Source organism: Streptomyces sp. NPDC047982, from assembly GCF_043204165.1.
In the GTDB taxonomy this organism is placed as follows: domain Bacteria; phylum Actinomycetota; class Actinomycetes; order Streptomycetales; family Streptomycetaceae; genus Streptomyces.
The window spans coordinates 73,637-87,998 of sequence record NZ_JBIDBS010000014.1 but is presented as its reverse complement, the minus strand read 5'-3'; the positions used below and the strand labels follow the sequence as shown (position 1 = coordinate 87,998).

11 protein-coding genes are annotated in these 14,362 nt (G+C 71.2%); 8 read left to right on the top strand and 3 right to left on the bottom strand.

The genetic code is table 11. The features are described 5' to 3' along the window. Positions 1 to 7: 7 nt before the first annotated feature. Both ACGF2V_RS18695 and ACGF2V_RS18690 read right to left on the bottom strand, forming a co-directional pair. Positions 8 to 748, bottom strand: a complete 741-nt coding sequence (locus tag ACGF2V_RS18695; protein WP_362707167.1) for an NADH-quinone oxidoreductase subunit B family protein — start codon at positions 746 to 748, stop codon at positions 8 to 10. After that, complete coding sequence (locus ACGF2V_RS18690) at positions 739 to 1,140, bottom strand: NADH-quinone oxidoreductase subunit A (RefSeq protein ID WP_362619128.1); 402 nt, start codon at positions 1,138 to 1,140, stop codon at positions 739 to 741. Before ACGF2V_RS18690 ends, ACGF2V_RS18695 begins: the two co-directional genes overlap by 10 nt. A gap of 217 nt (positions 1,141 to 1,357) precedes the next feature. Here ACGF2V_RS18690 and ACGF2V_RS18685 point away from each other — a divergent pair, with 217 nt between their 5' ends. The 8 genes from ACGF2V_RS18685 to ACGF2V_RS18650 all read left to right on the top strand — a co-directional run bounded on the left by ACGF2V_RS18685 (position 1,358) and on the right by ACGF2V_RS18650 (position 13,412). Next, positions 1,358 to 2,662: a sensor domain-containing protein gene (locus ACGF2V_RS18685; protein WP_362707169.1), complete on the top strand. Its 1,305-nt coding sequence runs from the start codon at positions 1,358 to 1,360 to the stop codon at positions 2,660 to 2,662. A gap of 468 nt (positions 2,663 to 3,130) precedes the next feature. After that, positions 3,131 to 4,486 (top strand): sensor domain-containing protein, encoded by a 1,356-nt coding sequence (locus ACGF2V_RS18680; protein WP_362619123.1) that lies wholly within the window; start codon positions 3,131 to 3,133, stop codon positions 4,484 to 4,486. Positions 4,487 to 4,800: 314 nt separating this feature from the next. Continuing rightward, on the top strand, positions 4,801 to 5,475 hold the full coding sequence (locus ACGF2V_RS18675; RefSeq protein ID WP_362619121.1) for a response regulator transcription factor: 675 nt from the start codon (positions 4,801 to 4,803) through the stop codon (positions 5,473 to 5,475). 358 nt (positions 5,476 to 5,833) lie between these two features. After that, positions 5,834 to 7,789 (top strand): 2-oxoacid:acceptor oxidoreductase subunit alpha, encoded by a 1,956-nt coding sequence (locus ACGF2V_RS18670; RefSeq protein WP_362619118.1) that lies wholly within the window; start codon positions 5,834 to 5,836, stop codon positions 7,787 to 7,789. After that, positions 7,782 to 8,855 carry a 2-oxoacid:ferredoxin oxidoreductase subunit beta gene (locus tag ACGF2V_RS18665; protein ID WP_362619116.1) on the top strand — a complete coding sequence of 358 codons (1,074 nt, stop codon included), beginning with the start codon at positions 7,782 to 7,784 and terminating at the stop codon, positions 8,853 to 8,855. The genes ACGF2V_RS18670 and ACGF2V_RS18665 overlap by 8 nt, the downstream gene beginning before the upstream one ends. A 103-nt stretch (positions 8,856 to 8,958) precedes the next feature. Then, positions 8,959 to 10,929 (top strand): APC family permease, encoded by a 1,971-nt coding sequence (locus ACGF2V_RS18660; protein WP_362707171.1) that lies wholly within the window; start codon positions 8,959 to 8,961, stop codon positions 10,927 to 10,929. A 237-nt stretch (positions 10,930 to 11,166) separates the two neighbouring features. Beyond that, the gene (gene rarD / locus ACGF2V_RS18655) at positions 11,167 to 12,192 is read left to right on the top strand and encodes an EamA family transporter RarD (protein ID WP_362619111.1); all 1,026 of its coding nucleotides are present in this window, start codon (positions 11,167 to 11,169) and stop codon (positions 12,190 to 12,192) included. A 623-nt stretch (positions 12,193 to 12,815) separates the two neighbouring features. After that, positions 12,816 to 13,412, top strand: coding sequence for a hypothetical protein (locus ACGF2V_RS18650; protein WP_362619109.1), 597 nt, complete (start codon positions 12,816 to 12,818; stop codon positions 13,410 to 13,412). 246 nt (positions 13,413 to 13,658) lie between these two features. On the opposite strand, the gene ACGF2V_RS18645 is transcribed toward ACGF2V_RS18650, so the two are convergent. Then, on the bottom strand, positions 13,659 to 14,270 hold the full coding sequence (locus ACGF2V_RS18645) for an ABATE domain-containing protein (RefSeq protein WP_362707175.1): 612 nt from the start codon (positions 14,268 to 14,270) through the stop codon (positions 13,659 to 13,661). Between the last annotated feature and the right edge of the window lie 92 nt (positions 14,271 to 14,362).

The window sequence follows — 14,362 nt, the reverse complement described above, 5'->3', positions numbered from 1 at the left end:
CCTCCCGTCACTTCCGCTCCTCCCCCGGTACCGGTGGGGCGGTGACCAGGCCGCTGCGCAGCGCGGCGGTGGAGGGGCGGGCGCCGCCCGTTGCGTACCGCTCGCCCAGCGACTCGCGGGCGATCTTCTCCTGGAGCTTGAGGATGCCCTGGAGCAGTGCCTCGGGTCGGGGCGGGCAGCCGGGGACGTAGACGTCGACCGGAATGATCTGATCGACCCCCTTCGTCACGGAGTACGAGTCCCAGTACGGGCCGCCGCAGTTGGAGCAGGCGCCGAAGGAGATGACGTACTTGGGCTCGGGCATCTGCTCGTACAGCCGCTTCACGGCCGGGGCCATCTTGTCCGTCACCGTGCCGGAGACAATCATGAGGTCGGCCTGGCGGGGGCCCGGGGCGAACGGGATCACGCCGAGCCGGATGAAGTCGTGCCGGGCCATGGAGGCGGCGATGAACTCGATGGCGCAGCAGGCGAGCCCGAAGTTGAAGACCCACAGGCTGTAGCGGCGACCCCAGTTCAGGACCACCTTCATCGGCTCGGGCGCGAGACGGGACAGGACACCGAGCCGCCTGGGCTCGGGCAGGAACGTGGGGACGGGCTGCGGTTCGGTCGTCCCCGCCCCGTGCCCCGCCCCACCTGCCGAGAGGTCGCCCGTCCCGGAGTGCGGTTCGGTACCCGTCCCGGGCGCCGGTTGCGTTCCCGGACCCGCTCCGGGCCGGTGCTCGGGGGGCGGCGGGCTCGTCACGTCCATTCGAGGACGCCCTTCTTCCATGCGTAGAGCAGTCCTACGGCCAGGAAGCCGAGGAAGATGAACATCTCCACCAGGGTCGTCGCCCCGTATCCGGGAGCGGCGAACACAGTCGCCCAGGGAAACAGGAAGATCGAATCGACGGCGAAGACCACGTAAAGGAAGGCATACACGTAATAACGAACCTGGGTATGTGCCCATCCTTCACCCACCGGGTCCACGCCGCACTCGTACGTCAGGAGCTTTTCCGGGGTGGGCACCACGGGGCGCAGCAGGCGCCCGGCACCGAACGCGACGGCGACGAACAGTACGCCGATCACGGCCAGCATTCCGACCACCGCGTAGCCGTGGAAGTAGTCCGACGCGAGAACGGTCGGCTCCCGCAGGTCCGCCACGTCCGTCCCCTCGCTCCCTCGATCGATCCGTTCGGCGATGCTGTACGCAGTCGCGCGCAGTTGTACGCACGGGAGTCTAGGCCCTGTTAAAGAGACGGTAAGCAGCCGCGTCGGACGAGGGTGAGCAACCGCGTCGGACAACGGGTGGGGTTATCCCCACTTCACGCCACCCAGGAACCCCATGGCATGCGCGGCCCCGGCCCGGCAGGCTGGGGGCATGACCATGAGCCCCCTTGTGCCCGCCGACGACGTGCCACCGCCCGCCCGCTTCGCTCTCGACCGGTGGACGTGGAAGGAAATCGCCCACCTCCTGGCGAACCTTCCCATGGCCGTGGCCGGATTTCTCTACGCGGTGCTCATGGTCGGGGTCGGTGTGGGGCTCTCGGTCACGGTGATCGGGCTGCCGCTGCTCGCCGCCGGTCTGCACGGGGCGCGACTGGTCGGCAGGGCCGAGCGGGCCCGGGCGCGGGCGATGCTCGCAGTGCGCGTCGACGAGCCCAGCCCGATGGTGCTGTCCCGCACGGAACAGGGGTTCTTCCCCTGGCTGTGGTCGAGCCTGAAGGATCCGGTGGGCTGGCGGGCGGTGCTGTACTCCTTCATCCGGCTGCCGTGGGGGGTGCTCACCTTCTGTGTGGCGTGTGTCAGCTTCTTCGTGCTGTGGCCGGTGCTCCCTTTCATCGCGCGGTTCCTCACCAATGCCGACCGGATGATGGCGCGCGGGCTCCTCTCGCCCTCGGACGAGCTGGAGCGGCGGATCGCGGAGCTGGAGTCGGACCGGGGGGTGGTCGTGGACACCGCCGCCGCCGACCTGCGCCGCATCGAACGCGACCTCCACGACGGCGCACAGGCCCGCCTCGTCGCCCTCGCCATGGACCTCGGCCTCGCCAAGGAAAAACTCACCCACGATCCCGAGGCCGCCGCCCGCATGGTCGACGAAGCCCACGGCGAGGTGAAGACCGCCCTCCAAGAACTCCGCGACCTCGCCCGCGGCATCCACCCCGCCGTCCTCACCGACCGAGGACTCGACGCCGCACTCTCCTCCATCGCCTCCCGCTGCACCGTCCCCGTCACCGTCTCGGTGGATCTGCCCGCGCGCCCGGCGGCGGCGATCGAGGGCATCGCGTATTTCACCGTGTCGGAGCTGTTGCAGAACGTCAGCAAGCACAGCGCGGCCCGCTCGGCCTCCGTGGACGTGTGGCGCGCCGAGAACCGGCTCATGCTCCAGGTCACCGACGACGGCCGCGGCGGGGCGCGGCTGGACGGCGGGACGGGCATGGCCGGGCTGGCCGAGCGGCTGGGCGCCGTCGACGGGCTGTTCGTCCTCGACTCGCCGGCGGGCGGCCCCACGACGGTCACCGCGGAACTGCCCTGGCGAAACCGGGAAGGCGAAGGGGGCCGGGGCGGTCAGGGTCGGGATCGGGGCCGGGGCCCGGACAGCCGCCAGGAGCCGGGCGGGCGCCGGGGCCGGGCCGGGCGCCGGCGCGGCCAAAGCAGCGCGGCAGCATCGGCCGAGCGGGCCTGAACGCGCCTGAACACGCTTGAACAAGCGCGAACAAGCGCGAACAAGCCCAAGCAGCCCGAACAAGCGCGAATGCGGCAAAACGCTCCGGACCCTCTCGGTGCGCCCGCGATCGGCGGCCATGGCGCGGAGGACCGGTCACGACGGGGCCGGTCCTCGGCGCCGTCGTGACCGACGCCCCTGCGGGGTGGGGAAAACCCCCGGGCGAAGAGGGATACCGCCCTCATGGTGGGCGGGCTCACGGCCCAGCACCCTTGGAGTACGGCCAAGAGAACGACTACGGCTGCGAGAACCCAGGCCCATGGGCGCCTGCGCCGCCCGACGGACCATCCCGATCCGCCACGGCGGTCCGCCGACCGGACCGCCCCGGCGAACCGCAGGCCCAGCCCCGGACCGCGGGTCGCCGAGCAGAACGACCAGACCGCAGACCGCAGACCGCCGAGCAGAACGAGAAGAAACGGACACCAGCCCATGGCCACGGCATACGGACCTGACTCCCGGGACCACCAGCGGTCCGGAGCCGGATTCGGGGATCACGCCCCGGTGCGGCACTTCCTGCCCGCGGGGCTGCGCGCACCCTTCGAGGGCAGGACCCTGCGGGAACTCGGTCACCTGTCGCTGAGCCTGTTGATCAGCCCGGTCCTGTTCGCCTTCGCGATCAGTCTGACGGCCCTGGGCCTCGGGACGTTGATCACCTTCCTCGGGGTGCCGATCCTGGCCGGCGCGCTGGCCATGTGCCGGGGCTTCGGCGCGTTCGAGCGGGTCCGGGCGCGCGGGCTGCTGCATCTGGACGTCGCGGACCCGGAGCCGGTACGCGGCAGGACCGGCGGCCTGATGTCCTGGATGGGAGCTGTCCTCAAGAGCGGGGCGTCCTGGCGCCACCTGCTCTACATGGTGCTGCACTTCCCCTGGGCAATCTTCGCCGGCGTGGTCTCGCTGACGTTCTGGGTGACCGGGTGGGCCGTCTTCACCTACCCGCTGTGGCAGTGGGCGTTCCCGATGTACGCAGGGACCGGGGGCATCCAGCTGTACGGCGACGACCACCACCGGGTCTACCTCGACTCCCCCTTCGAGCTGGCCGCGACCAGCGTGTGCGGTCTGGTGCTCGTCCTGTTCACGCCGTGGCTCATCCGGGGTCTGGCGACCGTGGACCGGCTGATGGTGGCGGGGCTGCTCGGTCCGTCCCGGTTGGCCACGCGCGTCAGCGAGCTGGAGTCGGACCGGGGGGTGGTCGTGGACACCGCCGCCGCCGACCTGCGCCGCATCGAACGCGACCTCCACGACGGCGCACAGGCCCGCCTCGTCGCCCTCGCCATGGACCTCGGCCTCGCCAAGGAAAAACTCACCCACGATCCCGAGGCCGCCGCCCGCATGGTCGACGAAGCCCACGGCGAGGTGAAGACCGCCCTCCAAGAACTCCGCGACCTCGCCCGCGGCATCCACCCCGCCGTCCTCACCGACCGAGGACTCGACGCCGCACTCTCCTCCATCGCCTCCCGCTGCACCGTCCCCGTCACCGTCTCGGTGGATCTGCCCGCGCGCCCGGCGGCGGCGATCGAGGGCATCGCGTATTTCACCGTGTCGGAGCTGTTGCAGAACGTCAGCAAGCACAGCGCGGCCCGCTCGGCCTCCGTGGACGTGTGGCGGGCCGGGAACCGGCTCATGCTCCAGGTCACCGACGACGGCCGCGGCGGCGCCGATCCGTCCTCGGGCACCGGGCTCGCCGGGCTGGCCGAGCGGCTGGGCGCGGTGGACGGGGTGCTGGTCGTGGACTCGCCGCCGGGCGGCCCGACGCGGATCACGGCCGAGCTGCCCTGGCGTGGCTGAGACCGGAGCGGCCTGCGTACGAAGAGCCCATGGCGCAACGCCCACCGCGCCACGGGCCTTCGTACGCCGAGCCCCCGCGCACGCCTTCCGTATCCCGTGCTTCCGCCCCACGGCCTTCGCATCCCGTGTGCCCGTCCGCGTCCAGGCTCGAAATCAAGCCTGGACGGCGGCCGGGCACACGAATCCGTGAGTACGGCGAATACTGGGATGCTGAACGCCGTACGAACCGGGCCGCGAACAGCGCGGAGTCGGCAGACGGCACGGAACCGGCAGATGGTGCGCGGGACCGGCGAGCTGTGGGGGAACAGGAAGTCATGGTGGAGGACAGGGTGCGGGTGGTCATCGCCGAGGATTCGGTGCTGCTCCGTGAAGGGCTCACCCGGCTGCTGACCGATCTCGGGCACGAGGTCGTCGCGGGTGTGGGCGACGCCGAGGCACTGATCAAGACGGTGCACGATCTGGCCGGTCAGGACGCGCTGCCCGACGTGGTGGTCGCCGACGTACGGATGCCGCCGACCCACACCGACGAGGGGGTCCGCGCGGCCGTGCGGCTGCGCAAGGAATACCCCGGGGTCGGGGTCCTGGTCCTTTCGCAGTATGTGGAGGAGCGGTACGCGACCGAGCTGCTGGCCGGTTCCAGCCGAGGTGTCGGCTATCTGCTGAAGGACCGCGTCGCCGAGGTCCGCGAGTTCGTGGACGCGGTGGTCCGGGTGGCGCGGGGCGGCACGGCGCTGGACCCGGAGGTGGTGGCGCAGTTGCTGGGCCGCAGCCGCAAGCAGGACGTCCTGGCCGGACTGACGCCGCGCGAGCGCGAGGTGCTCGGTCTGATGGCCGAGGGGCGGACGAACTCCGCGGTGGCCAGGCAGCTCGTGGTGAGCGACGGGGCCGTGGAGAAGCACGTCAGCAACATCTTCCTGAAGCTGGGCCTGTCCCCCAGTGAGGGGGATCACCGCCGGGTGCTGGCCGTGCTGACCTATCTGAACTCCTGAAGAGCTGACAGTCTGTCAGATATCCGATGGACCGGCCGGGACTCGCCGCCCCGGGGACGGCGATCCCGCCGGCGAGGTCCCGCACGCTCCCGCCGACGGGGCCCCGCAAACCCCGTCGGCGGGGCCGTGCAAGCGAAGCGCCGACGACGGTCCTACAACCAAAGAACGAACGCACAGCATCTTCATCGAACGACTTGGGGGGATCACGAAACATGACGAACCGGTACGGAACCGCGTCTCATGACCATGTCCACCATGCGACCGGTCCAGGGAAGGCGACCCTTACCGACGTAAGGTGGGCTTCGGGACCGTCGGCGGGCAGGCCGGTCCCGAGCCGCCGTGAGGGAGGTCCAGTTCAGTGACCAGCCAGGTCAGTAGCCCAGCCGGACAGGCCGATGAGGCCGGCGAGGCGCTCGTCGGGGAGCCGTATGCCCCCCGTTCCGGGCACGCGGGCGCCGGGGACAAGGAAGTCCGTCGTCTCGACCGCGTGATCATCCGGTTCGCGGGTGACTCGGGTGACGGCATGCAGCTCACGGGTGACCGTTTCACGTCGGAGACGGCGTCGTTCGGGAACGATCTGTCGACGCTGCCGAACTTCCCCGCCGAGATCCGGGCCCCCGCCGGGACCCTGCCAGGCGTCTCGTCGTTCCAGCTCCACTTCGCCGACCACGACATCCTCACCCCCGGCGACGCCCCGAACGTGCTCGTCGCGATGAACCCCGCCGCGCTGAAGGCGAACATCGGCGACGTGCCGCGCGGCGCGGAGATCATCGTGAACACCGACGAGTTCACCAAGCGCCCCATGGCGAAGGTCGGCTACGACAGCAACCCCCTGGAGGACGGCTCCCTGGACGCCTACAGCGTCCACCCCGTCCCCCTGACCACGCTCACGATCGAGGCGCTGAAGGAATTCGGCCTGTCCCGCAAGGAGGCCGAGCGCTCGAAGAACATGTTCGCGCTGGGTCTGCTGTCGTGGATGTATCACCGGCCCACCGAGAACACCGAGGCGTTCCTGCGGGCGAAGTTCGCGAAGAAGCCGCAGATCGCCGAGGCGAACGTGGCCGCGTTCCGGGCGGGGTGGAACTTCGGCGAGACCACGGAGGACTTCGCCGTCTCCTACGAGGTCGCACCCGCCACCCAGGCGTTCCCGGCGGGCACGTACCGCAACATCTCGGGGAACCTGGCGCTGTCCTACGGGCTGATCGCCGCGTCCCGGCAGGCGGACCTGCCCCTGTACCTGGGGTCGTATCCGATCACTCCGGCCTCGGACATCCTGCACGAACTCAGCAAGCACAAGAATTTCGGTGTGCGCACGTTCCAGGCCGAGGACGAGATCGCCGGGATCGGTGCGGCCCTCGGTGCCGCGTTCGGCGGTTCCCTCGCGGTGACGACCACCTCCGGGCCGGGCGTGGCGTTGAAGTCGGAGACGATCGGCCTGGCGGTGTCCCTGGAGCTGCCGCTGGTGATCGTGGACATCCAGCGGGGCGGTCCGTCGACGGGTCTGCCGACCAAGACGGAGCAGGCGGACCTGCTGCAGGCGATGTACGGGCGCAACGGTGAGGCCCCGGTGCCGGTCGTGGCCCCGCGTACTCCGGCGGACTGCTTCGACGCCGCCCTGGACGCGGCCCGGATCGCCCTGAGCTACCGCACCCCCGTCTTCCTCCTCTCCGACGGCTACCTCGCCAACGGCTCCGAACCGTGGAAGATCCCCGAGCCCGACGAGCTGCCCGACCTGCGTGTCCGGTTCGCGACCGGCCCCAACCACACCCTGGCCGACGGCACCGAGGTGTTCTGGCCCTACAAGCGCGACCCCGAGACACTGGCCCGGCCCTGGGCGGTGCCCGGCACCCCGGGACTCGAGCACCGCATCGGCGGCATCGAGAAGCAGGACGGCACCGGCAACATCTCCTACGACCCGGCCAACCACGACCACATGGTCCGCACCCGCCAGGCCAAGATCGCGGGCATCCAGGTCCCCGACCTGGAGGTCGACGACCCCGACAGCGCGCGCACGCTGGTGCTGGGCTGGGGCTCCACCTACGGCCCCGTCACCGCGGCCGTCCGCCGCCTGCGCGCCGAGGGGCACCCCATCGCCCGGGCCCATCTGCGTCACCTCAACCCCTTCCCCGCCAACCTCGGCGAGGTCCTGGCCCGCTACGAGAAGGTGATCGTGCCGGAGATGAACCTCGGCCAGCTCGCCACCCTCATCCGGGCCACGTACCTCGTCGACGCCCGCAGCCACACCCAGGTCAACGGAATGCCGTTCAAGGCCGAACAGCTCGCGACGGCCCTCAAGGAGGCCATCGATGCCTGACACCAACCCCCTCCTCCAGCTGGTGCCCAGGGCCGAGGCCAAGCAGTCCATGAAGGACTTCAAGTCGGACCAGGAAGTCCGCTGGTGCCCCGGCTGCGGCGACTACGCCGTCCTTGCCGCCGTCCAGGGCTTCATGCCCGAACTCGGCCTGGCCAAGGAGAACATCGTCTTCGTCTCCGGCATCGGCTGCTCCTCCCGCTTCCCGTACTACATGAACACCTACGGGATGCACTCCATCCACGGCCGCGCCCCCGCCATCGCCACCGGCCTGGCCACCTCCCGCCGCGACCTGTCCGTCTGGGTCGTCACCGGTGACGGCGACGCCCTCTCCATCGGCGGCAACCACCTCATCCACGCCCTGCGCCGCAACGTCAACCTGAAGATCCTGCTGTTCAACAACCGCATCTACGGGTTGACCAAGGGCCAGTACTCCCCCACCTCCGAAACCGGCAAGATCACCAAATCCACCCCCATGGGCTCCCTCGACACCCCGTTCAACCCGGTGTCCCTGGCCCTGGGCGCGGAGGCGTCCTTCGTCGCCCGCACCATCGACTCGGACCGCAAGCACCTCACCAGCGTCCTGCGCGCCGCCGCGGACCACCCCGGCACCGCCCTGGTGGAGATCTACCAGAACTGCAACATCTTCAACGACGGCGCCTTCGAGGCCCTCAAGGACAAGGACCGCGCCCAGGACGCCGTGATCCGCCTCGAACACGGGCAGCCGATCCGCTTCGGCGCGCCGGACCAGGACGGACTCGGGTCCAAGGGCGTCGTCCGCGACCCCGCCACCGGCGACCTGGACATCGTCGCGGTCACCGACGACAACCAGGACCGGATCCTGATCCACGACGCCCACGCCGCATCCCCCACCACCGCCTTCGCGCTCTCCCGCCTCGCCGACCCGGACACCCTCCACCAGACCCCCATCGGCGTCCTGCGCAGCGTCGACCGGCCCGTCTACGACACACAGATGGCCGAACAACTCGACACCGCCGTCGAACAGAACGGCAAGGGCGATCTCGCCACCCTCCTCGCGGGCAACGACACCTGGACCGTCGCCGGCTGACGAGCGGCCACCGAGCGTCCGCGACCGCCGGACGGGCTGAAATCGAGGCCCGTCCGGCGTTTGCGTACCGGTGGACGGCCGTCCGGACCACCACCATGTGGCCATGGCCCTGGACCGTCCCGTGCACGAGCGTGCCGCGTACCGCGTCAAGCGGCTCCTGCTCGGCCGCGCGCTCACCACCGAGCGCATCAGCGAGGAGAAACTGAACAACCGGACGGCGCTCGGCGTGCTCGCCTCCGACTGCATCAGCTCGTCCGCGTACGGCTCGGAGGAGATGCTCCGGGTCCTCGTGCCGGTCGTCGGCGCGGCCGCGTTCACCCTGCTCATGCCGGTGACCGGTGCGATCCTGTTCGTCCTGCTGCTACTGACGCTCTGCTACAGCGATGTCGTGATGATCTACACCCGGGCGGGCGGTTCGTACGTCGTCGCGCGGGAGAACTTCGGGCCGGACGTGGCACAGATCGCCGCCGTGGCCCTGCTCGTCGACTACATCGTCACCGTCGCCGTGCAGGTCTCGGCCGGCACCAACGCCCTGATCTCGCTCGCCCATCTGGTCGGCAACGGCTTCACGGGCCTCGACCACCTCCAACTGCCGGTGTCCGTCGCCGTGATCGTGATCCTGGCGTACGGGAATCTGCGCGGGGTCCGGGAGGCGGGCCGTGCCTTCGCGCTGCCCGCCTACCTCTTCATGGCGGCGGTCGGCCTGGTCCTGCTGGTCGGGGCGGTGCGCGGGCTCACGGGCGAGCTGCCGCACGCCGATCTGCGGGCCGAGGGAGTGGTCCCGGTCGGCACCCCGGGCGACGGCTGGCTGTACGGGACCTCGCTCTTCATCGTGCTGCGCTCGTTCGCGAACGGGGGTTCGTCGCTGACCGGGCTCGAAGCGATCTCCAACGGCATCTCCACGTTCCGCCAGCCACAGGGCCGCAACGCCCGCCGCACCCTGATCGCCATGAGCCTGATCCTGGGCGTCCTCGTGCTGGGGGTGTCCACGATGGCGCACTTCACCCATGCCGTGCCGTACGTGGACGGCACACCGACCGTCATCGCGCAGGAGGCCCATCTGGCGTTCGGAGGCGGCCCGCTCGGCACGGCCGGGCTGGTCTTCGTGCAGCTGGCGACCGCGCTGGTGCTGTACACCGGCGCCAACACCCCGTTCACCGGTTTCCCGTACCTCGCCAGTTTCGTCGCCGCGGACCGGTTCCTGCCCCGGCAGCTGACCCGGCGCGGGCACCGGCTGGCGTTCTCCAACGGCATCATCGCGCTGGCCGTGGTCTCGCTGGCACTGCTGCTGGTGACCGGTGCCAGCGTGGACCGGCTGGTGGCGCTGTACGCGATCGGCGTGTTCACCGCGTTCACCATGGCCGGGTCCGGGCTCACCGCGTACCACCTGCGCCGCCGCGAGCCGTACCGGCGGCTGAAGATCGCCGTCAACGCGCTGGCCGCGGGCGTCTCGGCCGCCGTGGTGCTGATCTTCGCGGTCACCAAGTTCACCGAGGGCGCCTGGCTGGTCGTGGTGGTCTTCCCGCTGGGGGTGTGGGCGCTGATGCGGATCAACCGCGAGTACCGGCGCGAGACGGCCGCGTTGCAGCACTCCCGGGCCCCCGGGAGTGACCGGGCGCGGTTCCGCCGCCATCTGGTCTTCGTCCTCGTCGAGACGCTGGACCTGGCGACGCTGAAGGCCCTGCGGTACGCCCATGAGCTGCGGCCGGACGAGATCCGGGCGGTGCACTTCGCGATCGACGAGGCGTACGGTCGGCGGCTGGCCGACCGGTGGGGCACCACGGCCGCCACCTCCGTGCCGCTGGAGCTGGTGGCGTGCCCGGACCGGCGGCTGCGACACGCGATGATGCAGCTCGCCTCCCGCACCACGCAGGAGGGGGACACCTGGCTGACGGTGCTGGTGCCCCGGCGGACGTACCGCAACGTGCTGGGCAAGCTGCTGCACCGAGGCACGGGCGAGCAGATGGCGAAGACCCTGGCGCGGCTGCCGCACGTGGCGGTGACGATCCTGCCGTTCGACGTCTCGCGGGCGCTGCGACAGTTGGAGGAGGGGCACGCACCGCAGCCGGACTGAGAGGGGTTGCGAGCTGCTGCCGGTTTGCTGCACCGAAGTGAGTCGTAGTGAGCGGGAGTGCGTACGGACGCCTCGGCGAGCGGCGTCGCCGGGGCGCAGCCCTCACCCACCAGGCGGGCAGCCCTGTGTCATAGCCGTATCGTCATACGGTCATGACACAGGGCGTCCGACGGCGATACCGTCGTGCAGATCGACGCAGCGCCCGACCCAGACATGCCGGGAGGAGCCGTGAGGTCGGTGGGGTCCATAGGGTCCACGGGGTCCACGAGGGGAACGAACGAACAACGCGCCGGACTGCTGTCCGGCATCGGCGCCTACGGACTGTGGGGCCTCGTCCCGCTGTTCTGGCCGCTGCTGAAACCCGCGGGCGCGATCGAGATCCTCGCCCACCGCATGGTCTGGTCCCTCGGGGTCGTCGGCGTCGCTCTGCTGGTGCTGCGCCGCTGGTCCTGGCTCGGCGCACTGGTGCGCCAGCCGCGAAAGCTCGGCCTGATCACGGCAGCGGCTGCCGTGATCACGGTCAACTGGGGCCTTTACATCTGGGCCGTGAACGAGGGCCACGTCGTCGAGGCGTCGCTGGGCTACTTCATCAATCCGCTGGTCACCATCGCCATGGGCGTCCTGCTGCTCGGCGAACGGTTGCGCCCGGCACAGTGGGTGGCGGTGGGTACGGGCACCGCGGCGGTGCTGGTCCTGGCGATCGGGTACGGACGGCCGCCGTGGATCTCGTTGACGCTGGCGTTCTCCTTCGCGACGTACGGCCTGGTGAAGAAGAAGGTCGCCATGGGCGGACTCGAATCGCTCACCGCCGAGACCGCCGTGCTGTTCCTGCCCGCCCTCGGCTATCTGCTGTGGCTCGGCGCGCGGGGCGAGTCGACGTTCGGCTCCGAGGGCCTCGGCCACACGGCACTGCTGGCCGCGACCGGTGTCGTCACGGCCACCCCGCTCGTCCTGTTCGGGGCGGCGGCGATCCGCGTACCGCTGTCCACGCTGGGCCTGTTGCAGTACCTGGCGCCGGTGTTCCAGTTCGTGCTGGGCATCCTGTACTTCCATGAGGAGATGCCGCCGGAGCGATGGGCCGGGTTCGCCCTGGTCTGGCTGGCCCTCATCCTTCTGACGTGGGACGCGTTCCGGACGGCGCGCCGGACGAGGGCCGAGGCGGCACGGACCCTGGCGGCGCGGACGGCGACGCAGACTTCCCCGTCGGCAGCGCTGCCGTCCGGGGACTCCGCTTCACCCCCCACCACGACCCCGGCACCGTGATCGGCGCGGCCGGAACGGCGGACGAACCCGCGAACAGACGGACACGGGTTCGGCGCCGCTGCCGATGCGCAAGTACCGTAACGGGCTGCCGGTCACCGACACGGATCCGTTCGAGTCATTGCGCCCCGCGCCGGACGCCCCGTAGGACCGTCCATGGCTGATCGCCCAGTGGCGGCTGGAGGAGATCCTTCGCGACCGCCTGCGGAGTACGGAGTCCGCGTGGAACTCGGTTGGGAGGCAGTCGGGTTGACGCAGCACGCCGACTCGGTGGCCGTCGAGCTCGCCGACGGCCGCAGCACCCGATCGCGCCCGCCGGGACGACCGGGCCGTCGGTGACTAGTGCCGCGGCAGGCAAGGTTTGCCCGTCAAGGAGCACGTCCGGTGCGTGCTCTCGGTGTGCCGGCCGGAAGCCCTCGTACTGGACCGTACTTGGGTTTTCGGCCGGTGCGGCGAGAGAGCGTGCCGGGCGTCGCGACGGGGCGAACGTTGCCTGATGCGGTACTACCTGGACCGCGTCGTCGGCACCGGACCGGCCGCCTGACGTACGGCATTCAGGCGGGCTTGGGACGTGTCACGGTGAGGCATCGATGAACTACCACCCGTTTATATTCTTCTGACATGCCATGAGCCGATCCACGCGCATGTCCGGGGCCGTCCGCGTGCTCCTGCGTACCGTCATCGCGACCCTGTCCACGCTGTCGTTCCTCGTCGGCCAAGCCTCGCCCACGGCGCACGCGGCCGACGGCGCGGAACGCGCGCGTCCGTCCGGCTCCGGACCTGCCGGTCCGGGGTTCCGCCTCCAGGACGGCCGTTCGCACCATGCCCGGACCCCGGAGAACCGAACGGCTTCCCCGGCAACCGGTTCCCCACGCGTACCCGCGCCTGCACGCGCCCCCGCGCTCGCGTCCGCACCCATGTCCACGCCCGCGCTCGTCGCCGATCCCGCGCGCCCCCTCCTCGGCCTGGTGTACGCCGACGGCCCGATGAGCATCGGCGTGCGCGCGTCGGGCGCCGGGGAGGCCCCGCGAAGCTCCGGGGGCCCGAACGCTCCGGCATCCGTGGCCATGGACGGGGGCCACCTGACGCTGAGCGCGTCGGGCGCCGGTCACCCCGGACTCTCCCGTGCGGGTCTCGCGTTCACCGCGACCGGCCTCCTGGCCGTCGCCTGGGCCGTCGGGGGCGGCGGCCCCCGCACGATGCGACGCGGCGCCCGGCACTGAGCGGTGCCCCGACGAGGGCCGGGTGCGGGGACGGTCGGCCGGAAGATGCTGCCCGGATCGCCGGCTCGACCGGCCCGGGCCGGTCGAGCCGGGTCGCCCGCCTGCCTGCCCGTCCGTCCCGCCTGTCTGCCTTCCCGCGCCTGCCCGTCCGTCCCCGCCTGCCCGCGCCCGTCCGCCCGTCCGCCCGTCCGCCCGTCCGCCCGGTGAGCCGTACCACTCGGCCGGGTACGGCGCCGACGCGGCCCGTCAGCCGGGGGTGGCGTGCCGGGCGCGGTGGGCCCGCACCTTGTGGAGGTTTCCGCAGCGTTCCATCGCGCACCAGCGCCGCCTGCCCGGGCGCGAGGTGTCGACAAAGATCAACGCGCAGCGGTCCGAACCGCATTCGCGGACGCGGTCGGCGTACGGGCCGGTGAACAGTTCCACGGCGTCCCGTGCCACGGTCGACAGCAGGGCCGTTCCGGTCGCGCCCGGGGCCCACGCGAAGGCGCCGGACGCGGTGTCGACGCGAGGGACGAGCGGTGGTTCGGCCGCCGCCGCGTTCACCGTGTCGAGCGCGCCCGGGTCGAGCGGGCGGCCGTGCGCGCGGGCGCCCGCCAGCTCCCACAGAGCGGCGCGCAGCGCGTGCGCCCGGCGCAGTTCCCCCGCGCTCACCTCCGGCGACAGCCCGCCCGGCAGTCGGCATGCGTCCGCCCAGCGCGCCAGGTCGGCCGGGGTGTGCAGCACCTCGTACGCCGTGTACCGCGCGTGCCCGCCGGTGGGCAGCAGCTCCAGGCACAGGGCGCCGGGATCGAAGCGGTAGGGACGGCCCTCCGGGGTATGGAGAATCAGTCCCGGGGGCTCCTGCGCGGACTCGGTCATGTAACCAGAATAAGCGGTTTCCGCGCGTGTGGGCGGTATCGCCAATGCCCGGCTCCGGGGCGCGGCGGGGCCTGCACCCGGACATCGGCCCC

Bases quoted from the DNA above. Each gene is read 5' to 3' on its own strand.
- ACGF2V_RS18685 (WP_362707169.1), top strand. From the start codon at position 1,358: ATGACCATGAGCCCCCTTGTGCCCGCCGACGACGTGCCACCGCCCGCC.
- ACGF2V_RS18645 (WP_362707175.1), bottom strand. From the start codon at position 14,270: ATGACCGAGTCCGCGCAGGAGCCCCCGGGACTGATTCTCCATACCCCG.
- ACGF2V_RS18695 (WP_362707167.1), bottom strand. From the start codon at position 748: ATGGACGTGACGAGCCCGCCGCCCCCCGAGCACCGGCCCGGAGCGGGT.
- ACGF2V_RS18665 (WP_362619116.1), top strand. From the start codon at position 7,782: ATGCCTGACACCAACCCCCTCCTCCAGCTGGTGCCCAGGGCCGAGGCC.
- ACGF2V_RS18650 (WP_362619109.1), top strand. From the start codon at position 12,816: ATGAGCCGATCCACGCGCATGTCCGGGGCCGTCCGCGTGCTCCTGCGT.
- ACGF2V_RS18680 (WP_362619123.1), top strand. From the start codon at position 3,131: ATGGCCACGGCATACGGACCTGACTCCCGGGACCACCAGCGGTCCGGA.
- ACGF2V_RS18660 (WP_362707171.1), top strand. From the start codon at position 8,959: ATGGCCCTGGACCGTCCCGTGCACGAGCGTGCCGCGTACCGCGTCAAG.
- ACGF2V_RS18675 (WP_362619121.1), top strand. From the start codon at position 4,801: ATGGTGGAGGACAGGGTGCGGGTGGTCATCGCCGAGGATTCGGTGCTG.